Origin of the sequence: Maribacter thermophilus (assembly GCF_001020565.1) — a bacterium.
Classification (GTDB): domain Bacteria; phylum Bacteroidota; class Bacteroidia; order Flavobacteriales; family Flavobacteriaceae; genus Maribacter; species Maribacter thermophilus.
Genome location: NZ_LDAS01000001.1, coordinates 921,988 through 943,941 on the forward strand (window position 1 = coordinate 921,988; position 21,954 = coordinate 943,941).

Annotated in this window: 19 protein-coding genes; 8 read left to right on the forward strand and 11 right to left on the reverse strand. The window is 38.0% G+C overall.

All coding sequences use genetic code 11. From position 1 onward, the window contains the following. The first annotated feature begins 24 nt into the window (after window positions 1-24). From AB657_RS04035 to AB657_RS04050, 4 genes are read left to right on the forward strand one after another with little or no spacing between them, the layout of a single operon-like run. Window positions 25-1,557, forward strand: a complete 1,533-nt coding sequence (locus AB657_RS04035; RefSeq protein WP_157491577.1) for a DUF6850 family outer membrane beta-barrel protein — start codon at window positions 25-27, stop codon at window positions 1,555-1,557. A 42-nt stretch (window positions 1,558-1,599) separates the two neighbouring features. Next, window positions 1,600-2,916, forward strand: coding sequence for a M16 family metallopeptidase (locus tag AB657_RS04040; protein ID WP_047245315.1), 1,317 nt, complete (start codon window positions 1,600-1,602; stop codon window positions 2,914-2,916). A 9-nt stretch (window positions 2,917-2,925) separates the two neighbouring features. Continuing rightward, a complete protein-coding gene (locus AB657_RS04045; protein ID WP_047245316.1) occupies window positions 2,926-4,368 on the forward strand; it encodes a M16 family metallopeptidase in 1,443 nt (480 codons plus the stop codon). A gap of 18 nt (window positions 4,369-4,386) precedes the next feature. Beyond that, a complete protein-coding gene (locus AB657_RS04050; protein ID WP_047245317.1) occupies window positions 4,387-5,274 on the forward strand; it encodes a ChaN family lipoprotein in 888 nt (295 codons plus the stop codon). 211 nt (window positions 5,275-5,485) lie between these two features. On the opposite strand, the gene AB657_RS04055 is transcribed toward AB657_RS04050, so the two are convergent. From AB657_RS04055 to AB657_RS04065, 3 genes are all read right to left on the reverse strand, one after another. Continuing rightward, entirely contained in the window at window positions 5,486-6,199 is a 714-nt protein-coding gene (locus tag AB657_RS04055) for a hypothetical protein (protein ID WP_232304839.1), read from the reverse strand. A gap of 143 nt (window positions 6,200-6,342) precedes the next feature. Next, window positions 6,343-7,782 (reverse strand): CotH kinase family protein, encoded by a 1,440-nt coding sequence (locus tag AB657_RS04060; protein ID WP_047245319.1) that lies wholly within the window; start codon window positions 7,780-7,782, stop codon window positions 6,343-6,345. Window positions 7,783-7,814: 32 nt separating this feature from the next. Next, entirely contained in the window at window positions 7,815-8,099 is a 285-nt protein-coding gene (locus AB657_RS04065) for an EF-hand domain-containing protein (RefSeq protein WP_084696375.1), read from the reverse strand. A gap of 188 nt (window positions 8,100-8,287) precedes the next feature. Between AB657_RS04065 and AB657_RS04070 the strand changes: the two genes are divergently transcribed. The 4 genes from AB657_RS04070 (at window position 8,288) to AB657_RS04085 (ending at window position 12,057) form a co-directional block, all read left to right on the forward strand. Further along, entirely contained in the window at window positions 8,288-9,367 is a 1,080-nt protein-coding gene (locus AB657_RS04070; RefSeq protein WP_047245320.1) for a sensor histidine kinase, read from the forward strand. Then, the gene (locus AB657_RS04075) at window positions 9,354-10,028 is read left to right on the forward strand and encodes a LytR/AlgR family response regulator transcription factor (protein WP_047245321.1); all 675 of its coding nucleotides are present in this window, start codon (window positions 9,354-9,356) and stop codon (window positions 10,026-10,028) included. The genes AB657_RS04070 and AB657_RS04075 overlap by 14 nt, the downstream gene beginning before the upstream one ends. Before the next feature lie 188 nt (window positions 10,029-10,216). After that, entirely contained in the window at window positions 10,217-10,777 is a 561-nt protein-coding gene (locus tag AB657_RS04080) for a DUF4494 domain-containing protein (protein ID WP_047245322.1), read from the forward strand. A 173-nt stretch (window positions 10,778-10,950) separates the two neighbouring features. Continuing rightward, window positions 10,951-12,057, forward strand: coding sequence for a Gfo/Idh/MocA family protein (locus AB657_RS04085; RefSeq protein WP_047245323.1), 1,107 nt, complete (start codon window positions 10,951-10,953; stop codon window positions 12,055-12,057). Between the two features lie 91 nt (window positions 12,058-12,148). On the opposite strand, the gene AB657_RS04090 is transcribed toward AB657_RS04085, so the two are convergent. The 8 genes from AB657_RS04090 to AB657_RS04125 all read right to left on the reverse strand — a co-directional run bounded on the left by AB657_RS04090 (window position 12,149) and on the right by AB657_RS04125 (window position 21,909). Continuing rightward, window positions 12,149-14,158 (reverse strand): M13 family metallopeptidase, encoded by a 2,010-nt coding sequence (locus AB657_RS04090; RefSeq protein WP_047245324.1) that lies wholly within the window; start codon window positions 14,156-14,158, stop codon window positions 12,149-12,151. A 65-nt stretch (window positions 14,159-14,223) separates the two neighbouring features. After that, window positions 14,224-15,462, reverse strand: coding sequence for an aminotransferase class V-fold PLP-dependent enzyme (locus AB657_RS04095; RefSeq protein WP_198146869.1), 1,239 nt, complete (start codon window positions 15,460-15,462; stop codon window positions 14,224-14,226). A 141-nt stretch (window positions 15,463-15,603) separates the two neighbouring features. After that, on the reverse strand, window positions 15,604-16,341 hold the full coding sequence (locus AB657_RS04100; RefSeq protein ID WP_047245326.1) for a LytR/AlgR family response regulator transcription factor: 738 nt from the start codon (window positions 16,339-16,341) through the stop codon (window positions 15,604-15,606). Next, window positions 16,342-17,391, reverse strand: coding sequence for a sensor histidine kinase (locus AB657_RS04105; RefSeq protein ID WP_047245327.1), 1,050 nt, complete (start codon window positions 17,389-17,391; stop codon window positions 16,342-16,344). Then, window positions 17,384-18,604, reverse strand: coding sequence for an ABC transporter permease (locus tag AB657_RS04110; protein ID WP_047245328.1), 1,221 nt, complete (start codon window positions 18,602-18,604; stop codon window positions 17,384-17,386). The genes AB657_RS04105 and AB657_RS04110 overlap by 8 nt, the downstream gene beginning before the upstream one ends. Window positions 18,605-18,606: 2 nt before the next feature. Further along, the gene (locus AB657_RS04115; RefSeq protein ID WP_047245329.1) at window positions 18,607-19,350 is read right to left on the reverse strand and encodes an ABC transporter ATP-binding protein; all 744 of its coding nucleotides are present in this window, start codon (window positions 19,348-19,350) and stop codon (window positions 18,607-18,609) included. 7 nt (window positions 19,351-19,357) lie between these two features. Further along, window positions 19,358-20,572: an efflux RND transporter periplasmic adaptor subunit gene (locus tag AB657_RS04120; protein WP_047245330.1), complete on the reverse strand. Its 1,215-nt coding sequence runs from the start codon at window positions 20,570-20,572 to the stop codon at window positions 19,358-19,360. Window positions 20,573-20,577: 5 nt separating this feature from the next. Continuing rightward, window positions 20,578-21,909 (reverse strand): TolC family protein, encoded by a 1,332-nt coding sequence (locus AB657_RS04125; RefSeq protein ID WP_047245331.1) that lies wholly within the window; start codon window positions 21,907-21,909, stop codon window positions 20,578-20,580. Between the last annotated feature and the right edge of the window lie 45 nt (window positions 21,910-21,954).

Consider the following 21,954-nt stretch of genomic DNA (forward strand, 5'->3'; position numbering starts at 1 on the left):
TATTTAAAGGTAAAGAGAATGTTTATGACATTCTCTTTACTTTTTTTAATCTCAAGTACATATTCCCAATCAAAAAAAAACACCGATAGTCTATCGGTCTTGGAAAGAGATGTTCAATTACAATTATTTGAAGATAGGTACTTCGGTATTCCTTCATTGATCAACCATGAAAATATATATAAATTCACCTATGGAGAGGGCAAATATTTATATTCCGAAGGTTCATTGAGACATCCGCAAGAATATAAAAAACAAAACGGTCTGTATTTAGAAACGGCGTCACTTGCGTCTTTAGAAAATACAAATTGGACCCTATACGGTAGTTTGGAATACTTGAATACCAGAAAAGAGGATGTAGAGAATAATTTAACGTATGGTGTTTTAGATTACGGTTCGCCGTACTATTTTTTTCAACAAACAAGTGGTTTGTGGAACCATCAAAATTATAATTTTAAAGTAGCCGGAGCCAATAAGGTGAACTCTAAACTTACATTAGGTGCCTACCTAAACTACGATACCAATTTCTATTTTAGAAAAAGCGATACCAGAAATGAGTTAACAGCTTTAAAAATTGTAGGAAAACTATCTGCTAGCTATCAATTTAATGACATACACTTGTTAAGTGTGTCCATAGGCAACGAATTATATAAGGCAAACTCTGAATTATCTAACAAGTTTCCGGAAAACAACACAGAACTTACCGCCGATTATTATCTGAACACCGGTTTAGGCTCTTACATAAAAAATCTAGATTCAGGTTTTGATACCAAAAGAAGTATACCCGAAGTGCAATTGCAATGGTTCTTAAAACAAGGTAATTGGGACCTATCAATAGAAAGTGATACAAAATTTGGTACAGAACGTTGGATAGATAAGAATATTCTTAATGTAGAAGAGAACGACGAGAGAACAAGATATAGTTTTGTAGATCAAGAATTTACAGTCTTTTATAATAGGTATAAGGCCAATAGTCTTTTCTCCCTTAATTTAAATGCAGGGTATTTAAAGGGAGACGGCAAGGTATGGCAAGAAACAGGTGCGTACTATGCCAAAAATTTTACCACCACTGGTTACAGGCTTGCAACGGGTGCTACCCTATTGTTCTATAATAATTTTCTGAACAAAGTTAATTTGGGCATTGCTTATCACAATAAGGAACAATACGATTTAAATTACGCCTATACATTTGATTACCAGTATATAGAGCCACAGGTATCTTTAGGTTTCAATACAAGCATTTCTAAAAAAACGGCATTTTTCGCAGATATCTCCGCTTTATATCACCATGTGCTGGATGTTGAACACGATCCATTTGCGGCTAACAACATTTTTGTGGATTGGATAGGAAACAAAATTGCCGATTACACAGGGATAAGTACCATCAATTATAGCATAAAACTAGGCACCGATTTTAAACTTAAAAACCAGAACAGGTTAGAGCTGTCAGTATCTTCCGATTATTTAAAAGTTACAAAACTATCGGAAAACAGCTCAAACTACTATTCTAAAAATGATGATTACCTAAATCTGACCACCGGTTTAAAATTACATTTCTAGTCTTTTTTTATTCCATTTTAAATCGTTTGTAAATCCTATTTAATGAAGAGATTATTTTTTTCAATAGTCTTTTTGGTTCCTTTTTGTATCTGGAGTCAAAAGATAGATAAAGTGCATATAGAAGAATACGATTTGCCCAACGGCTTGCATGTGATTCTTCATAAGGATGTCAATGAGCCCAACGTAATCGTGGGTACAAAGTACCATGTGGGTTCTAAAAACGAAGATGTCGACAAAACCGGGTTTGCCCATTTTTTTGAGCACCTTTTGTTTCATGGGACCAAAAATATACCACAGGGCGAGTTGGAAAATATCATCTTTAATGCAGGCGGATATTGTAATGCCTATACCAATTACGATGTCACATACTATTACCAGTTACTTCCCGCCCATGAATATAAACTAGGGCTATGGGTAGAATCTGAACGTATGCTTCATCCTATCATCACCCAAAAAGGGATAGATCGTGAACGGGAAATTGTCAAGGAGGAAAAACGTATGCGGTACGACAACAAACCATTGGGCAATTCTTATTTTGAGGTAATGTCCGAGCTGTTTACCTACGATACTTACGGGCATAATATTATTGGATCTATGGAAGATTTGGATAGGGCTTCCCTAGAAGATTTTGACGCTTTTTTCAAAAAATATTATGTGCCAAATAATGCTTGCCTAGTCGTATCGGGTAATATAGATATTGAAGACACTAAAAAATGGGTCGGGCTGTATTTTAATGATATTCCAAGGGGTGAAAAGATAAAAAGACCTAAAACCTTCAAAAAAAGACCAAGGGAAGGCCACCATACAAATATTGATGTTAAGGGGTTAAAGAACGAATCTATAGAGATCGGTTACCCGATAATGTCACAAAGCAGCGATGATGCCCCGGCCATGCAAATAATAACCTCTATTTTATCGGGTAACAGTGATTTTTCCTATTTCGACAAAAACCTTAAAACAGAAAAAGATTCCATAATCAAACGATTAAGTGCTTCTTCAAGTTTTTGGGAAAAAGTAGGAACTTTAAATGTTAAGGCCGAAGTAACAACTAAAGAAAGTGAAGCCTATGTTCTGCAAAGGATAAACGAACAATTTGAGCTGTTAAAGACAAGACCTGTAGATCCTATGGTGTTGGAGCGGGCCAAAAAACAATTCATTGCTACCTATATCGATATTTTTTACGATGCACAGACCTTTGCAGACAAGGTGACCAACTATTATCATTTACATAAAAACACTTCAGATATAAGAGCCCTTATAAGTGATATTGAAAAAGTGACAAGTAGTGATATACAACGTGTGGCAAAAAAATATCTTGATACCGATAAGCGCATTGTCATTAGTTATCATCCCGAATAATTCCATAAAATGAAAAAATTACATCTATTTATATTATTTGTTTGTTGCGGTTTTTTGGGCCATGCCCAAGTAAACCGAACCGTACCCCCAGAAGCGGATACACCCCAACAATTGAATATAGGAAAATTAATTCCTATAGTATTGGATAACGGACTTCGCGTGTATTTGGCCCCTGTAAAAGACTATCCGAAATTTACGATGTCCGTCAATATAGAATCACCGAGCTTGGATGAAGAAACACGATTGGCCGAGAAACGGGTTTTGGGATCGGCCTATTCGAACAAGCTATCTAAAAAATATCCAAACCATGAGATAGATTCCATGGAGAACACCTACCCTGCCATGATCAATGTAAATACGTATGGTGGCACGGTCAAAGGGATGAAGAAAGATATAGACGATTTACTGGATGCGTATAGAGACCTTATGTTGCACCCTATTATCGCGAAAGAAACTATCAGTGAAAAACATAAGGAATTTTTAGACCGTAAAAAAAAGACCAAAAAGCCATTGTCACGGCCATTGCGTAAATTCTCTTTGGATGCCCTTGTCGATTCATTGCTTTTTGGGGCCAAAAAAGAGGAAGGGAAAACCAAAACTAGGTTAGACCCCAATTTTAAAGGACTGACCGTACAGGATGTTTATGATTATAAGAACGACCGGATTTTGTCAAACAATTCATTAGTGGTGATCGTAGGCGATTTTTCAGAAACGGAATGCCGTTCGCTGATGACACGTTATTTTGGGGATTGGAAAGCGGGTGCCGAGTATGTGAAAAAAAATACCGTGGAACAGAAAGTGTCAATTATTAAAAACAGAAAAATAGTGGTGAAGGATGTGCCCGATGCCGTACAGTCCAAAATTTCGTTCAAATGGCACTTGGGAGACGCTTATACCTATTTCAAAGACGATATAAAGCTGCAAGTTCTAAATAAAATTTTTGGGGAAAGCCAATTGTCCTATTTATACAAAAACCTGAGAGAAGATAAGGGGCTTTGCTATTACATAAGATCTTCGGTGGGCAGTTCGGCAGCCGGGGGTACGGGATCGGTAGCTACCGATGTACGCAATGAGCAAACGGCCTATGCCGTAGAAAATATTATTTTGGAAATGCTGCGGCTAAGAAACGAAGATGTCAGCGCATCGGACCTGAAAATTGCCAAAAACAGTTTAATTGGTGAATATACGAGGTCTTTAAACCCCATTGCCCCAATATCGTATATAACCTTTGCCATGCAGAAAGACGTTTATGGCCTACCTGATGATTATTTGCAAAATAAGGTAAAGCAATATTACGATGTAACTATCGAAGATGTGAAAACCATGGCACAAAAATATATAGATCCCTTTAAGTGCGTAATAACCATATCGGGCAAGGTTTCTGAACTAAAGGGAAAGCTCGAAAAATTTGGAGAGGTATTGTACTACGACCAAAACGGAAATAGAATATAAATTAAATACATAACAACTATGAGATATATAATAACGTTAGCGCTCTTATTGGCCCTATCTTTTGTGGAAAAAGCATTAGCACAAGAAAAGCCGGCCTACCAACTGTTTAAAAATAATGGAGAGATTGTATATTACGACCAAATGATCTCGGATTTGGCCGAGAGTGATATGGTCTTTTTTGGGGAGTATCATTTTAACCCTATTTCGCATTGGTTGGAACTGGAGGTCGGTAAAAGTTTGTTCAACATCAAAGGAACAAAATTGTTTTTAGGGGCCGAAATGTTCGAGAGCGGAAACCAATTGGTCCTCGATGAATACCTACAGGGCTTCTACGCAGAATCTAAAATGATTCCGGAAATAACCCAATTGTGGAGTAATTATAATACCGATTACAGACCTTTGGTGGAATTTGCCAAGGAGAATGCTTTGCGGTTTATCGCCACGAACATACCCAGGCGCTATGCATCCATGATAAGTAAGAAGGGATTTGATGTCCTAGAAATACTAAGTCCCGAAGCAAAGGCACTCATCGGACCGGATCTAAAAAAACACTTCGACCCAACCGTCAAGGCCTATGCGGAAATGGCCAATAATATGGGGGGGCATGTGCCGCCCAATATGTTAAACATGCAAATGGCCCAAGCGGCCAAAGATGCCACGATGGCCCATTTTTCACTTAAGAATTTTAACAAGGGCGATCTCTTATTGCATTTTCAAGGATCCTACCATTCCAATTATGATCAAGGCATTATATGGTGGATCAATAAAATTGAGCCAGGTTTGGAGATTAAGTCCATTACCACCGTTTTACAGTCTGAATGGGAAAAACTTTCTGTTGAGGATAGAGCGGGTATTGCAGATTATATAATTGTAGTGGCAAACACCATGACAAGCACCCAAGGTTAACCTTATAACAACAAGCTCTTTAAGCCTTACTCTTTTTTTATGCTTAGGCAAAAATGAAAAAGGTAAGGCTTTTTTGTCAATGCCGGGCTCTTTATTATTGCTACAACCGATAAAACCCCTTGTAACAAAGAAGTACAGTGAATATTTTAAAATGGAAAGTTTAAGTGTCAAAATATTTTATTTCATTCTAAAATCATAGATTTCATGAGTATTAGGTTCTATGTAGTTCTTCATTGAGTTTTGTTGCAATGGTCATGGTTTTTTTTCTTAAACTTTGCGCGATTGCCAATTGGCCCTTGGTTTGTAACAACCTATCGATAACACTGTTTTGGTACTCTCTGCTTACCAATAATTCGCTGTAGTTAGATTTGTTGCCATACGTTTTAAGTCTTTTATAGTTGTAGGTGTTTTTTGGTATGATCTCTATGAGCGAAATGTGTTTTTCTATAATTGGCTTTAAGCGGTCAGATATAATACTTTCTATCTTTGTCTGTTGGTTATCAAAACTGTCCAGTTCGTTCGGGTAATCGGCTATTAATGTCTTGAGCGAGTCGCTCTCTATAAATTCAAACTTGTTGGTAGCGTTAATAGAGTTGATGGCCTCGTTACGCAGAATGGTTCTTTTATAGTTTAAATTAACAATAAGCCCCTTGGCGTCCTCGGTTAATTTATTAGGTTGGTAACCAAAATAATTTATAGTATTCTGTAGGTTCTGAATACTCTTTGTATAGTCTACGATAGCGCTATCCAGAACGTTTAAATTGGTCTGAAGCTCTTGACTTAAACTTTCGTAAATTTTTAATTCTACGATCCTATTTTTTCTATTCTCGTTAATGTTATTGATTTTTAGGGCAATTAGTAATCCTATTACTATTAACAGGATTTCGCCAAGAGCGTATACAAAATAGCTTTTGAACTTTTCCATGTACAATAATTTTTTTCTAACTTTTCTAAACAACACCATTATTGGTTTTTTTAAGATTCGGAACTTAAAAATTAAGGCTTCACGATCAATCGTAATCGTGAAGCCTCGAAACTAACTCTAACAAAAACTAACAAAAACAAAAACTATTTACTCAAATAATTGTTTACCGCCGTAGCTCTACTTGCGGCATGTATGTTTAATTCGTTCACTGCATTCTGAAAATCCGCATTGGAATTCAAGAATGTATATCCTTCGTTTTCCGTGGTCGCATATGGTTCTATCATAGAAGAATAAGTAGCATACATAGCTTGTACCGTAGCAGTGTCAAAAGCACCGTTTATTACTTCTTCTAAGTAATAATCATATGTTGCCCTGTACACATCATCTTCGTACAAATAAGATATCAATGGCCATTGATTTTCCGATACATCGGAGAAATCCAACTCTGGAGCTCCTTGTTGTTTTCCTTCTTGTAGGGCTTCATTGTTATCCCAAGGAATCCAGGTAAGTTTACCGCTATCGGGGTCATTGTACAGAAAGTAATTGTGAGACATTCTGCCATACGTATCCCAATTTTGAATAATCGTGTTGGTGGCCAAATATTTTAAGAACACATCGGTATCAAAAACGGCATCTAAGTTAGAGCGCCATACGGCGGCATCAGTGGTTCTAGACTCATCATGTAAAATGCTCAATAAGCTTTCCACATCAGAAAAATCGGCTTCGTCCTCATTTGTTTTCTTTACGTACTCATCTTCATCATAAGTACCTAGCGCAAATGTCGCGGCACCCCCATCGGGTTTGTACAGATTTCCGTCATTATCATCAAATTGCTCGTCAATTACCGTGTCGTCCACCTCTTCCACCATAGTGTAAAGTCCAAAATATACCGGGCCATCACCATAATCCACGTAAACAGTGTAAAATGCAGTATTTGATACCGCTAAACCGGCATTTCTAAAGATATCTGCCGCCACTTTTTCCCTCAACATGGATTTATCGTCAAAATTGTTCTTAAGACTTAGCTTTTTAAATCCGTAAAAACGCTGATTGTCTATTTGAGGATAATCATCTTCAAATTCATCAAAGTCCAGTTTAAAGGAAAGTTTAAGATTACCGGCCTGCCATGTGGACTGTAAACTGGAATTTCCCTTAAACCGAACCCCTACCCTATACCATTCCTTATCGTTATAAAAGACTTCTGCCGGAACAAAGATGGGATCCTCATCGGTAGAGGTTGCCGTACCACGACCTCTTGATCCAAACGGACCGTAAAGACTGGTCATGTCGTCCAGCATACTTTGCCAACGTTCTTCAGTAATTACGATATCCAATCGCTTTACCTCATCATTGGCAAACACCTCGTCAAAATCGGGGTCAGCATCTTTGCTATGTGTTTCAACCGTCCAATCGGTGGCTTCAAAATCGGTATCGTCTACTGTAGTATCAACTTCTTCCTCTGTAACTTCTTCCTCTGAATTTTCTACCGTGTTACCCTCGTTACAGGAAATGAAAACAGAAAACAGCAATAGAAAGACCGATTTTTTTATAGGCATTAGGGGTATTGAATTACGAAAAATCATATCCTCATTTTTAATAAATGATTTATGCTTCCTTAATTTCTTGGTCTTCCTTTGGGTTTAGGTGCATTTTTGAATTCTTCTTCAGAGATATATCCGTCTTCATCGGTATCTATTTCAGAGAAACTTTCTTTTAAAGGTCCCTTAACTTCATCTTTGGCCAATTTTCCATCTTCGTTGGCATCCATTTCCTCTAAAAGCTTAGCGTATGTAGGAGGTTCTTTTCTTTCTCCTCTAGATTGTGCATTCATGGTAGCGGTTCCAAAGGTTACCAACATACCCAATAATAATCCGGCCTTTAATGTGTTTGTAGATTTCATAATTTTCTTTTTTAATTAAAATTTCGATTACAAAGTTGTTGCAAACTATAATACGAAAGGGCTACTTTAAGTGAATGTCCGTTGCTTTTAAGTAAAATGCCGGAGATAAACGGTGAACGCCTAATAAGTGCCTGTTTATTGAAGGGTTTTCGACAAATTATTGAAATATTATTCCTTTAATTTGTAGTATGAACAGACATAGACATTTTATATTTCATGTGATCTTATGGCTCCTTATTTGGGCAACGGCATGGATTTTTAGTGGGGATGAGGTAGGTTTTGTTTCTGACAATGGGTTGTCATTGGTTTTTCAGATTTTGGCCATCTCTGTTCTAATTTACTATACGGCCCCAAAATTATTATTAAAGAAAAAATACATATTGTTTACATTGGTGTCTATCTTGACCATTATAGTGGTGACCTTCGTCTTAACCAATATAACTCCTAGCCCAATGATTGTAGGAGGCCCCCTTAACGGTCCTCCGGGGCCTGTTCCGGGCCCAATGAAGGGCGAAGGTTCGGGTATGGTGCCGCCAATGGAAATGAACAGGAGACCACCTTTAAAATTTTTCATCAATCTATTGTTGATATCCATAGCGTACGTAATTGCTACGTTGATAGAAACCTTTTTGTTCATACAGCGTAAGGACGAGGAAATAATCATCAACAAAAATGAAGCGCTACAGACCGAATTAAAACTGTTGAAATCGCAGATTAATCCTCATTTCTTGTTTAATGCACTAAATAATATTTATGCCTTATCGGCCATTGATTCCTCAAGAACACAACAGAGTATCAGTTATTTGTCAGATATGCTGCGCTATGTTTTGTATGAGTGCGACCATGAAATAGTACCCTTGCAGAAAGAAGTGGATTATATAGAAAACTATGTAAAACTATTTAGTTTAAAAAGTAGTAAGTCTTACCCCATTACGACCAAATTTCACATAGAGGCGCCAAGTATTAATATAGCCCCCATGATATTGATCCCTTTTGTAGAAAATGCCCTTAAGCATAGTAATATTGAAAAAATCACGGGTACGTTCGTGCATATAAAATTGCATGCAGATTCTAAAATGATAGATTTTGAAATAGAGAATAGTAAACCATCCAGTATCATCGTAAAAGACGGCGTGGGTGGTATTGGAATAGAGAACGTAAAGAAAAGACTGGCAATTTTGTACCCCGACAGTCATCAATTAACGATCAACGAAACATCGGAGCTTTTTAAAGTGAACTTAAAATTAGAATTACATGGCCAATATTAACTGTGTGGTAGTGGATGATGAAGAATTGGCACGTACCCTACTTGCCAATTACATAGAAAGAATAGATTTTATTACACTCTTAGGACAAGCGGAAAATCCGTTGGAGGCATTGCAATTAATGAAAGACCATACCGTAGATCTTCTATTTTTAGATATACAGATGCCAGAAATAAAAGGAACGGAATTTGCCAAAATGGTCAGCTCCGATACTCAAATTATCTTTACGACCGCCTATTCGGAGTATGCTTTGGAGGGATATGAACTAAATGCTGTAGATTACCTTTTAAAACCGATTACTTTTGAAAGATTTCTTAAGGCCGTGAATAAGGTTAAAACGGCGAAATTATCAGAAGAATCGGATGCCATTACCATAAAATCGGGTTACGATCTATATAAAGTAAATTATAATGAAATTATTTATGTGGTAAGCGATAGTGAGTATGTAACCTACCATACCGGAGATAAAAAGATTATAAGTAATCAACGATTAAAGACCGTGGAACAAGAATTGCCAGATTCTATGTTTATACGGGTACACCGTTCATATATAGTAAATAGAAAGTGTGTAACAGGCCTAAAGGGAAGAGATTTAATGCTTTCTGACTTGTGCATACCAGTGAGCGACTCTTATTATGAACGTGTTAAACAAGAATTGTTTTAGTATTTAAAAATCGTTTCTGCCCCCTTTTAAATAGCATTTTCAAAATAATCACTTTTTGTGTTATTGTTAAGTGTCTCATAGTAAACAAGCTATAAAATTAAAGATTGTATTGTGAATATCTAATCTCTTTTTTATCCAATACGACTATGGCTAAAACTTATATTTGCCACCCCTAAAACAATATAATTATGAGTGCAACTTGGTACGAGTGTAAAGTAAAATATAGAAAACTGGATGAAGCCAGTGGTATGCAAAAGGTAAAGACCGAGCCTTTTTTAGTGGACGCCATATCCTATACCGAAGCAGAAAGTAGAATTACAGAAGAAATGTCTGCCTATTTGAGTGATAGCGATGAGATAAAGATTACCAATATCAAAGTCGCAAATTTTGCCGAAATACACCCGTTCGAGAATTCTGACCGATGGTTTAAGTCTAAAGTATCATTGATCGTTTTCGATGAAGAAAGCGGTAAAGAACGTAAGACCAACCAATACTTGCTTGTTCAGGCCAACGACGTAAAAGAGGCCTATGACAATACGGTAAGTGTTATGAAAGACACCATGGGCGATTATACCATTCCCGCGATAACCGAATCGCCTATCATGGATGTTTTTCCATATTTTTCAGGAGAAGAGGATGATGTAGAAAGGGTGGAAAAATTTAAAGAATTAAAAGATTCTGTACCTGAAGGCAATGAAATGGACGAAGCCTTGGAGATGGCCGATATATTGGGGTCCGAGGAAGAGTAAAATATTTATTTACAGGGATTTTCCCTAATTTTGTAGTAGTGTACAAAAGTAAAAAAGGACCTAAATTAGGTCCTTTTTTTATATAGAACGGGCTCGTTTTCTCATCGGTTATTTATGGCAAACAAAGATTAATTATATTTAAGTACTTAAATATCTGTAAATAAGACATTATTATGGGCTCAAGAAGAGATTTTCTACAAAAACTATCTGTATCGGCAGTAAGCCTCCCCTTTATATATTCCCCCACAAATTTATTTGCCGCCAGTGGGGATCCCTACGACGGACCAATTCTCAAAGTGGCCATAATGGGTCTGGGCAGTTATGGTACCCGAGTAGCCGAAGCCATGCAAAGCTGTAAGCGAGCCAAACTAGTAGGTCTTATAAGTGGCACCCCATCAAAAATAGAAAAATGGAAGGCCCAATATAGTATTCCCGACAAGAATTGTTATAACTACGATAATTTTGATGCTATAAAGAATAATCCAGATATTGATGCCGTGTATATTATAACACCCAATGGCTTACATAAAGACCAGACCCTACGGGTGGCTAAGGCCGGAAAGCACGTTATCTGTGAAAAACCTATGGGAATCAATGCCAAAGAGGGGCAAGAAATGGTAGATGCATGTAAAGCTGCGAATGTAAAATTATTGATTGGCTATAGAATGCACTTTGAACCTAAGACCGTGGCGGTCATAAAAATGAGGAAAGAAGGCAAGTTCGGAACACCTAAATTTTTTCAAGGACAATCTGGATTTACCATTGGCGATCCAACACAATGGCGATTGAACAAAGCCTTGTCCGGTGGTGGGGCTATGATGGATATTGGTATTTATTCCGTAAACGGCGCACGTTATATGTTGGGTGAGGAACCCATATGGGTAACCGCACAGGAAACAAAGACCGATCCCATAAAATTTAAGGAAGGTATAGATGAGACCATACAGTTTCAAATGGGGTTTCCCAGTGGTGCCGTAGCCAACTGTCTTTCTACTTATAACATGAATAATCTAGATCGTTTTTTTATGACAGGATCTAAGGGATTTGTAGAAATGCAGCCTTCAACAGGATATGGCCCTATAGAAGGGCGTACACATGAAGGTCCGTTGACACAACCACATGTAACGCACCAAACACTTCAAATGGATGGTATGGCAGCTCTTATTTTTGATGGTTTACAGCCTATAGTTCCTATAGACGGTGAAGAAGGTGTAAAGGATATGAAAATTATAGATGCCATTTTTTTAGCAGCTAAAACGGGAAATAAAATAAAACTTTGACCTATACCCTAATAATAAGATCATTATATCGTCATTTTATTTCCCGTAATATTTTTTTAAAAATTTGATGCTGGAGGTTACAGATGGCCCATTACCAAATTTTAATTCTTTCTTCTTCAGGTTTGTAATTTTTTTCACCAGGTTTTACATCGAACGCTTCGTAAAATGGGGTAAAATTCATCAAAGGTCCGTTCACACGCCAAATGGCCGGGGAATGTGGATTGGTGTTCACATAATTGCGTAAAAATGCATCTCTGGTCTTAACTCTCCAAATACGGGCAATAGACAAGAAGAAACGTTGGTCGGGGGTATATCCGTTAATCTTAACGGTATCTTGCCCCTGTTGCGTCATTTTAAAGGCATCATAAGCAATGGAGATACCTCCGTTATCTGCTGTGTTTTCTCCAATGGTAAGCGCACCTTTTACATGAACACTGTCCAATACGGTAAATGTGCTATAACGATCGATCAGTTGCTGTGTTTTAGATTTGAATTTTTTTAGGTCGTCTTGTGTCCACCAATTTTTTAAATTACCGTCTTTGTCGTATTGTGCGCCATTATCATCAAAAGCATGTGTAAGCTCATGGCCAATGACCATGCCTATACCGCCATAATTTACGGCATCGTCCGCTTCAACATCAAAATAAGGGAATTGTAAGATTCCAGCAGGAAAAACAATCTCGTTCAAAGATGGATTATAATAAGCTGTTACCGTAGAAGGTGTTGTACCCCACCGGTCTTTATTGGGGGGTTGGTTCAAATCTTTCATCCTATACTCATATTCATTTTTGTGAAGGGCCACCACGTTTTCATAAAACTTGTTCTTATCAATGGTCACGTCATACTCTCGCCATACATCTGGATATCCAATTTTTTTGGTAATGGCATAAAGCTTTTCCTTGGCTTTTAGTTTGGTACTGTCACTCATCCAGTCCAGTTCTGAAATTCTATTTTCAAAAGCTTTTTGAAGATTGTTTACCAAATCCAAAACTCTTTTTTTTGCTGCTTCATCAAAATACCTTTTTACGTATAATTGACCTAGGGCAAAACCAAGCTTACGATCCACCTGTTGTACCATTAATTGCGCTCTTGGCTTTTGTTTAGATTGTCCGTACAGTACTTTATTATACTCAAAAACGGCCATTTCAAAAGGAGCACTCAAGTAATCCGCGGCATTGTTCAACGTATGGGCCTTTAAATAGGTTTTCCAATCCTGTACAGAAACTGAACCTAGCATTTCGTTTAGTTTTTTATAATACGCTGGTTGTTTAACATCTACGGAGTCCACTTCCAATGCTAATTCTGAAAACATCTTGCTCCATGCGATATTTGGTTCGTTGCCTGTCATGTCCGATACAGAGAACTTATTGTAATTGGCCTGAATGTTTCTGCGTTCAATACGTGTTTTATGGGCTTCGGCAAACTTTTTTTCTATATCATACACAGTTTCTGCCATGGCTTCCGCATTTTCGTTGTCCGTCAGTTCAAACAAAGTAGCTACATATTTTTTATAGGCCTGTTGAATGCCAATGGAAGCTGAATCGGTTTTAAAATAATAATCACGGTCCGGTAGCCCCAAACCTGCTTGACTCGCATGTAAAATATTGATACTACTATTTTTGGTATCGGCACTGACTCTTAAATTTATAATGGAGTTATTACCGTTCTGTATTTCTTTGGTTACAAAATTCATAATACCGGCCACGTCTTTTATTTCATCTATTTGTTGCAGAACCGGCTTTACAGGCGTATAACCACGTTTGTTTATTTGCGCCGTGTCCATACCAGAGGCATAGAAATCACCTACTTTTTGTTCGATACTTCCTTTAGGATGCTCTTGGGCAGATACATCTTCCAAAATATTTTGAAGTAATTGTTTTTGGGGAATGTTCAAAAAACTATAGGACCCTACTCCTACTTGATCATCGGCAATTTGGATGGTATCGTACCAAATCTTATTTACGTGCATAAAAAAATTGTCTCCCGGTTTAATGTCGTCGGAAATACCGGTAAAATCTATTTTTGATGGTTTTTGGGGTTTCTCTTGTTCACACGAGATAAATAAGAGCGCTGTAAATACTGCTAAACAATAATATTTCATAGGGTTAATTTTAAGTAAAAAAGAATTATAAGATGTTTGTTTATTTTAGGATGGGTTATATACGATCAAGCTAAACTTTGAACAATATCCAAGGCTTTGTCTATTTCTTCTTTTGAATTATAAATATGAACCGAATGTCGGATCATTTTACTCCCCACAGACCGGGGCTGTAGTTTTTCGCGCTCCCACATAATTCTCTGTAGATCGGGCCCCGAATATCCTGCTACACCATAACTGGTAATGCCGGCGGCCATGTCTTCGTTCGTAGAAGAGTAAATGGTTACATGTGGCATTTTTTTTAGTCCTTCCCTTAAATACATCCCCAACTCCTTAATACGGCCCAACCAATTTTCTGCCCCGATAGTATTAAAAAAGTCTACAGCGGCATTGTAACCTTCCATAAGCCCTGCGTTGCCCGTCCCATTTTGCATTAATCTAAACCCATGGTCCTCTTGGTTGTCCCAATTGTAGCTAGCTATGGTAGACCAAATAGAAGGGGCTACATTTTTATTCACGTATAAAAGGCCACTACCTGCAGGAGCCAACAGCCATTTGTGTAAACTAGAATAATAGGCATCGCAGCCTATATCCTTAACATCTACAGGAATATGGCCTACACATTGTGCACCATCCAATACTGTAAAGATTCCCCTTTTTTGCGCCTCGGCACATATTGCCTTTACGGGCATAACGGTTCCAAGGCCCGATACAATATGCGGAATGGCAATGACCTTGGTCTTTATGGTAACTTGTTTAAAAATGGCATCGAAAACGGCCTCTGGGTCATTGGCAGGTGTTGGTAATGTGGCCTGTTTGTATACACAACCTTTTCGTTTGGCCAATAACTGCCATGCACCAAATCCTCCACCGTGTTCTTGATCGGTATTCAAAAGTTCATCACCCGACTTAAGGTCAAGTCCCATGCCTACATAATTCATCCCAAAAGTGGCATTTTGGGTTAGAGAGATCTCCTTATAGTCGCTGTTAATAATGTTTGCTAGTTTGGTCCGTAATTCTTTGTACGGAAAATATCCTGTTAAAAGCTCTGGTCCCGTACCATTTTTATAGTCAATGGTAGCCGCTTCAATATTGTAGTGCATCATATGGTGTATCATTCGGTCCAGGGCGTAACCGGAAGTAGGTCCCATAGTGCCATTATTAAAGTAGGTAGCTCCTTCCTTTAGGGGAAATTGCTTGCGCACCGTTTTCCAATAGGCTTCATCTATTTTTGTATTCTTCAGTGGATCTAAAGACCATTTTTTGTCGGTTTCAAAAGAGAGTAAAGGAGCTGATAATAAAGCCATAGCTCCTTGTTTTAGGAATTTTCTACGCTGAAACATAAGGTTATTGGTTGGTAGACCCAATGTAGTGAAAACCATAAAATTATTCCCTACTATTTTTATAAAAATTAAGGGGCTATTTTATGGATTCGCAAACCGAAAACCTTAAAGGTTCAGAGAGTTTCTATTTATGAATTCTAAAAACTTGGGTTTATATTGTTCCGATACGGTGATGCGTTGGTTGTTGATTATGATCTGGCTACGTTCAATGATCTCAACATATTTTAAGGATACTATAAAAGACCTATGCACCCGCATAAATTGTGTTTCGGGAAGCTCTTCCTCCAAACTTTTTAAACTCATTAATGTTAAAACGGGCTTAGGATTGTCTTTTACCCATATTTTAATATAATCCTTTAAACCTTCAAAATACAGAACATCGGATAACTTTATGCGCAATTGTTTGTATTCCGATTTAACAAAAAGAAATTCTTTTTCGTGGGTAATACCCGAAGTGGTATTATTGCCCTTAATCAATGTAAACCATTCCAGCGCCTTGTTGGCCGCAGTTAAAAATTCAGCATAGTCAAACGGTTTCAACAAATAATCCAATGCTTCTACCTTAAATCCTTCTATGGCATACTGGTCAAAAGCCGTTGTGAAAATTACCCTTGTATTCTTCGGGAGCATTTTAGAAAATTCGAGTCCGGTGAGGTCTGGCATTTGAATATCCAAAAAAAGCACATCCACAGGTTCTGAATTTATGAATTGCATTGCTTCTATAGCACTGCCACATTTCTTCTTTAGAACCAAAAAAGGTGTTTTGTTTACATAGCTCTCCACCAAATTTAAGGCCATTGGTTCGTCGTCTACGATCATACATGTAAGCTGAACACTATCCATTTATGTCTCTATTTTTAAATTAACGGTATAAACCCCTTCTTTGAGTTCCCTTTTAAAATAATATTTATTTGGATACAATAATTCTAAGCGTTTTTCTAAATTCTGTAATCCGATACCCGATCCACTTTTATCGTTCTCCTCTTTTGGAAAATTATGGTTTTCCAGCATAAAGTTTACCACGTTCTCCTCAGTTATCATTTCAATTGATATAGTACTATTCTTATTTGCGGAAACACCGTGTTTAAAGGCATTTTCTATTAATGATATAAACAATAACGGAGCTATTTTAATGTTGCTCTCCCCTATGGGGAAGGCAGACTCTACCAGCGTTTTGTCTGTAAGGCGCAGTTTCATTAGCTCTATATATTTTCGCATGAACTCTATTTCTTTTGAAAGTGGTACCAGCTCTGTATTCGTTTCATACAATAGGTAACGCATAAGCTTGCCCAAACTATGGATGGTAGACTTTGCCTTTTCTGGTGAAATATCTACAAGAGAATAGATATTGTTCAAAGAATTAAAAAAGAAGTGGGGCTGCAACTGATATCTGAGATGTTGTAGCTCTGTATGTAGTTTAAAATTTTCAGCTTCTTTACGTTGCGCTTCTGTTTTTACCCATCTTTTGGTTGTTTTAATGGCAATGGACAAAAGAAGTGGTGCTGCATAGGATAACATTTGCACATAAATGAACAATTTAAACGGAGGTCCCTCCCTATTGTCGTTCGGTGGACGATTATTGATTAATTCAGAAAAAAATGTACTCTCTATCCCTTCTTTCAACAAGATAAAAAAAACGATCATGGCTATGTTGATAATAACAAACACCAAGGTTTTTTTTGAGAAAAGGTATTTATCTATGAGAACAAAAAAATTCAGATAAAAAATAATCGCATAAAATAATATTGGAATAAAGAAATGGGCAATTAGCCTATTTATATCCTGTTCTTCCCTATATGATAAAATAAAGGGCATACTAAACAGCACCAACCAGATAAGAAGGTGCTGTATAAATATTATTTTTTTGTTTTTGTGCATAAATAACCTATTCATAGCGCAATGCGGTAATTGGGTCTAATGCCGCTGCTTTTCTTGCAGGGTACCACCCAAAGAATATTCCTGTGATGGCACACACGGCAAATGATATTACAATGGAATACATTGCGACACTGGTAGGCCAATGTAAGAACTTTTCTATAAAAACCGTTGCACTTAAGCCTAAGATTACGCCCAAGACCCCTCCAGTGATACTGATTAAAATAGCTTCAATCAAAAATTGCATCAGTATATCGGATCCCTTGCCACCTACGGCCATTCTAAGACCTATTTCCTTGGTACGTTCTTTTACCGATACGTACATGATGTTCATGATACCGATACCACCGATCAATAAAGAAATACCGGCTACGGCCACCAAAAGAACGGTCAACATTTCACTGGTAGAACTGAATGTTGATATCAATTCTTCCATAGAACGTACTGTAAAATCATCATCTTCATAATCCAGAAGTTTGTGTTGCGCACGCAGAATTTCGGTAACCTGTGTTACAGCTTCGGGTGCATCGTCTTCACTTGCGGCCGACGCCATGATCTGGTTTAAATAATCGATGGCCAAAATACGTTTTTGAACTGTGGAAAAAGGAGCTATGACTATGTCATCTTGATCTTGGCCAAAGGTGTTTTCCCCTTTTTCTTCCAATACCCCGATAACTGTGAACGGTATACTGTTAAAACGGATCAACTTACCAATGGGATCTTCACCATCCGGGAATATGTTATCTACAACCGTCTGACCTAATAAAACAACCTTAGAAGCAGATTGTACCTCGGCATCGGTAAACATACTTCCACTTTGAAGTCCGACCACTTTAATGTCCAAGTATTCTGGATATACACCATAAATGGTAGATGGCCAGTTATTTGATCCGTTTATGACTTGTCCACCACCATTTACAACAGGCGTAATATAATTTAATAATGTGGATTTTTCTTTTATTTCTTTATAGTCATTGAGCGTCAATGTTTGCACATCGCCACCACTTCCTCTTGCGGGTCCTCTGTCATCTTCCCCAGGTCTAACGGTTATCATGTTAGAACCCATGCTAGAAATGGTTGTACGAATACTTTCTTTAGACCCTTCGCCTATGGCAAGCATCGCAATCACCGAAGCAACACCTATAATGATGCCCAACATGGTCAATAATGTCCTTAGTTTGTTAAGGACAATAGCTTTATAGGCTATTTTTAATAGATTTAATACTCTCATGATCAATGGTCTTCTTTAGGTAATTTTGCTAATTCTTCTGCCGCCGATTGTATATTATCATTCAAATAATCTTGAATAATATTACCATCTTTTAACACGATGGTTCTACTGCTAAAGGTGGCAATATCGGGTTCGTGGGTCACAAAAGTAATGGTGATGCCCTGTTTATTGAGTTCTTGGAACAAAGACATGATCTCGTATGATGTTCTTGTATCAAGGTTACCTGTTGCCTCATCGGCCAAAATCAGGACCGGATTGTTTACCAGCGATCTTGCAATGGCCACACGCTGCTGCTGCCCACCAGATAGTTGTGCCGGGGTGTGGTGCAATCTGTCTGCCAACCCAACCATTTCCAAAGCCTTTATGGCCCGTTCGCGCCTTTCTTCGGTAGAAACCTTACTATTGTATAAAAGGGGTAATTCTACATTTTCTATGGCAGACGTTCTTGCCAATAGGTTGTAAGACTGAAATATGAAGCCTATTTTTTCATTTCTGATAGTGGCCAATTCATTTCTGCTAAGGTCTTTCATACTAACACCATCAATTTCATAGGTCCCCGATGTTGGTTGGTCCAAACAGCCCAATATATTCAGCATGGTACTTTTTCCCGATCCACTAGACCCCATGATGGTTACGAATTCCCCTTCATGTATAGTATATGAGATTCCCTTTAACGCATGCACAGTTTCGGTGCCCATGGTAAAATCGCGTTTTAGGTTTTCTATTTTTATTATTTCCTTGCTCATGATGTTGTTATCTTTTCCCTCCCGGTCTTTGTGGCATAAATGGACTTTCATCAGGGCCACTGGCACCAGTTCCTTTTATCTCGGCTCCTTTTAAACTATATACCAACTCGTCCCCTTCATTGATTCCGCTCAAAATTTGAACATTTACCCCATCACTGGCGCCCAAAGTAACTTCTTTTGGGGAAATGGCCCCATTGGATTCCAAGACCCATACCGTAGTAGTCTCGTCTTCACCGGATTTTGGACCACCTTTGGGTGGGGTCATTTCTATGTTGTGCTGTTGGTTATAGGCCATCAACTCTGGTGGTGTAGGCTTAAAATTGATGGCTTTTGCCTCTGTGGTCAATACATCCTTTAGTTCCAATGTATAGATTGAAATGGTAGCGGTTAGCCCAGGTTTCAGTTTTAAATCAGGATTGTCCGCTTTTATTACCACGGTGTATGTAATTACATTGGATGTTTCGGTATAATCCAATCGGACCTGTGTTACCGTACCTTCAAAAATTTCACCTTGAAAGGCATCTACGGTAAAACTAACACGTTGCCCTTCTTTTACATTTCCTATGTCGGCCTCATCCACATCGGCTTCTACCTGCATTTGCTTTAAATCTTGGGCGATGGTAAAAAGTGTTGGGGTACTATAACTTGCGGCAACGGTTTGGCCTTCATCTATATCTCTAGAAAGAACAACACCGTTAATGGGGGAATAAATGTTGGCATAACCCAAATTGGTCTTTGCTTCTTGTAGATCCGACAAACGTTGTGTTACCGTACCCTTTGCCGTTTCGTAGTTATACACCGCATCATCATAATCAGATTTACTGATTACTTGGTTTTCGTACAACGTTTTTTGTCTTTCGTAAACAGCCTTCATATAATCTCGCTGGCTTACTGCGTTATCATAGGCCGCTTGTGCCTGTACGGTAGCAGCTTTAAGGTTTGTTTTGTCCAACTCGGCTATTAATTGTCCTTCGGTAACCACACTGTTGTAGTCCACATATATTTTTTCTATTACACCGGACACCTGTGTACCAACGTCTACCTGTGTTATGGGCTCTATAGTACCGGTTGCGGTGACCGTGGTAGTTACATCTCCTTTTTTGGCTGCTATTGTTTTTGCTTCAATGACTACGTCATCGCCACCTTTTAAAAAGCTATATGCCGCAAACGCTATTACAACCAAGCCAATGCCGCCTATTATGATTTTAGTTTTATTTTTCATTTTGATTAAAGTTTAATTTCGTTTCCTTGATAGAATTGTAGTAATTGATGGTATAAAATATTTAGATACTTCGCCTGTAAATAATTTAATTGTGCACTGGTATAAGTGTTTTGGCTTATTACCAAGTCTGTAGTACTAAGGTCTCCTAATTCATATTTTTTCTGAGCCAACTTATAGGACTGTTCTGCCGCTTCCAAAGATGCTTCGGCCGCAACCAATTGCTCTTGTGACGATAATGTATTTTGATAAGCCGTTTCTACTTTTTGAATGACTTCTTTTTCTACGCTCCTCTTTTGTATTTCCGCTTTTTCAATATTTATAGATGCCGTTTGTACTGCGGCCTTTGTCTGGTTTCTATTGAAAATTGGAATGTTTAGGCTCACTCCTAATCGTTGATTGAAGTTCAGGTCTAGCTGGTCTGAAAAAGAGCTGTCGCTTGTACTTGTATACCCAGAACCAACACTGCCGGTAAGGGTTAACGAGGGCAGATACCCACCTTTGGCAATATCCAATTCCTTCTCGCTTATAGCTATGTTTATATTGCTTGCCTCTACCTCTGGTAGATATGATAACGCCTTGCTATAAATACTCTCTTTGTTAAGTTCTAGATTTAACAGGTCCTTGTTCTCGTCAACGGTCTCAATCTCTATGTTTTCCAACGGCGATAACTCCAGTAACTGCTTTAAGGTGATCAAATTTTGTTCGTATTGATTTTTGGCGGCTATCAAATTGTACTTATTGGTAGCGGCTTGGCTCTGGGCCTCGGTGTAGTCAGATAGCGCAATGGTACCGGCATCTAAACGTGTTTTAGCCCTAATAACTTCTTGTTCTGAGGCTTCTAGATTGTTCTCGGCAATTGAAATGCCTTCTTTACTGTAAAGTGTTTGTAAATAACTTTCTAGAATACTGATAACGATATTGTTCTTGGCTTCTTCCGCCAATAGACTATTTTGTTCTATCAGCAATTTATTTTGGGCCACTTGATTATTTAGTTGATTCCCTTGAAAGAGTGTTAATGAGGTATTAACCCCTAGGTTTGTGTTATGAATCTGATCGGAAACATAATCACTGGTAATGGGATCAATAGAGGTACCGTTTGTAAAACTTTGGGTAGCGCTACCATATAAATCGGGAAGCTTTGCCGATTTGGACGTCTTGTAATCCACTTCGGATATACGCTCGTTCAGGGTAGCCTCTTTAATGGTAATATTATTTTCTATGGCGTAGTTAATACAGTCTTGTAAAGACCATATTTTGGAACCCGTAGGAGTAACGGTTTCTTGGGCAAAAGCAAATTGGGCAAATAAGATGCCCGCCATGACAATATATCGTTTCATCTAATGCGTGTTTTAATTAACACTCCAAAAGTGAAACATTGTCCT

Coding starts and splice junctions, on each gene's coding strand:
- AB657_RS04080 (WP_047245322.1), top strand. CDS start 10,217: ATGAGTGCAACTTGGTACGAGTGTAAAGTAAAATATAGAAAACTGGAT.
- AB657_RS04065 (WP_084696375.1), bottom strand. CDS start 8,099: ATGAAATCTACAAACACATTAAAGGCCGGATTATTATTGGGTATGTTG.
- AB657_RS04050 (WP_047245317.1), top strand. CDS start 4,387: ATGAGATATATAATAACGTTAGCGCTCTTATTGGCCCTATCTTTTGTG.
- AB657_RS04095 (WP_198146869.1), bottom strand. CDS start 15,462: ATGGCTTTATTATCAGCTCCTTTACTCTCTTTTGAAACCGACAAAAAA.
- AB657_RS04100 (WP_047245326.1), bottom strand. CDS start 16,341: ATGGATAGTGTTCAGCTTACATGTATGATCGTAGACGACGAACCAATG.
- AB657_RS04045 (WP_047245316.1), top strand. CDS start 2,926: ATGAAAAAATTACATCTATTTATATTATTTGTTTGTTGCGGTTTTTTG.
- AB657_RS04115 (WP_047245329.1), bottom strand. CDS start 19,350: ATGAGCAAGGAAATAATAAAAATAGAAAACCTAAAACGCGATTTTACC.
- AB657_RS04075 (WP_047245321.1), top strand. CDS start 9,354: ATGGCCAATATTAACTGTGTGGTAGTGGATGATGAAGAATTGGCACGT.
- AB657_RS04125 (WP_047245331.1), bottom strand. CDS start 21,909: ATGAAACGATATATTGTCATGGCGGGCATCTTATTTGCCCAATTTGCT.
- AB657_RS04035 (WP_157491577.1), top strand. CDS start 25: ATGACATTCTCTTTACTTTTTTTAATCTCAAGTACATATTCCCAATCA.
- AB657_RS04040 (WP_047245315.1), top strand. CDS start 1,600: ATGAAGAGATTATTTTTTTCAATAGTCTTTTTGGTTCCTTTTTGTATC.
- AB657_RS04120 (WP_047245330.1), bottom strand. CDS start 20,572: ATGAAAAATAAAACTAAAATCATAATAGGCGGCATTGGCTTGGTTGTA.
- AB657_RS04110 (WP_047245328.1), bottom strand. CDS start 18,604: ATGAGAGTATTAAATCTATTAAAAATAGCCTATAAAGCTATTGTCCTT.
- AB657_RS04060 (WP_047245319.1), bottom strand. CDS start 7,782: ATGATTTTTCGTAATTCAATACCCCTAATGCCTATAAAAAAATCGGTC.
- AB657_RS04085 (WP_047245323.1), top strand. CDS start 10,951: ATGGGCTCAAGAAGAGATTTTCTACAAAAACTATCTGTATCGGCAGTA.
- AB657_RS04105 (WP_047245327.1), bottom strand. CDS start 17,391: ATGAATAGGTTATTTATGCACAAAAACAAAAAAATAATATTTATACAG.
- AB657_RS04070 (WP_047245320.1), top strand. CDS start 8,288: ATGAACAGACATAGACATTTTATATTTCATGTGATCTTATGGCTCCTT.
- AB657_RS04055 (WP_232304839.1), bottom strand. CDS start 6,199: ATGGAAAAGTTCAAAAGCTATTTTGTATACGCTCTTGGCGAAATCCTG.
- AB657_RS04090 (WP_047245324.1), bottom strand. CDS start 14,158: ATGAAATATTATTGTTTAGCAGTATTTACAGCGCTCTTATTTATCTCG.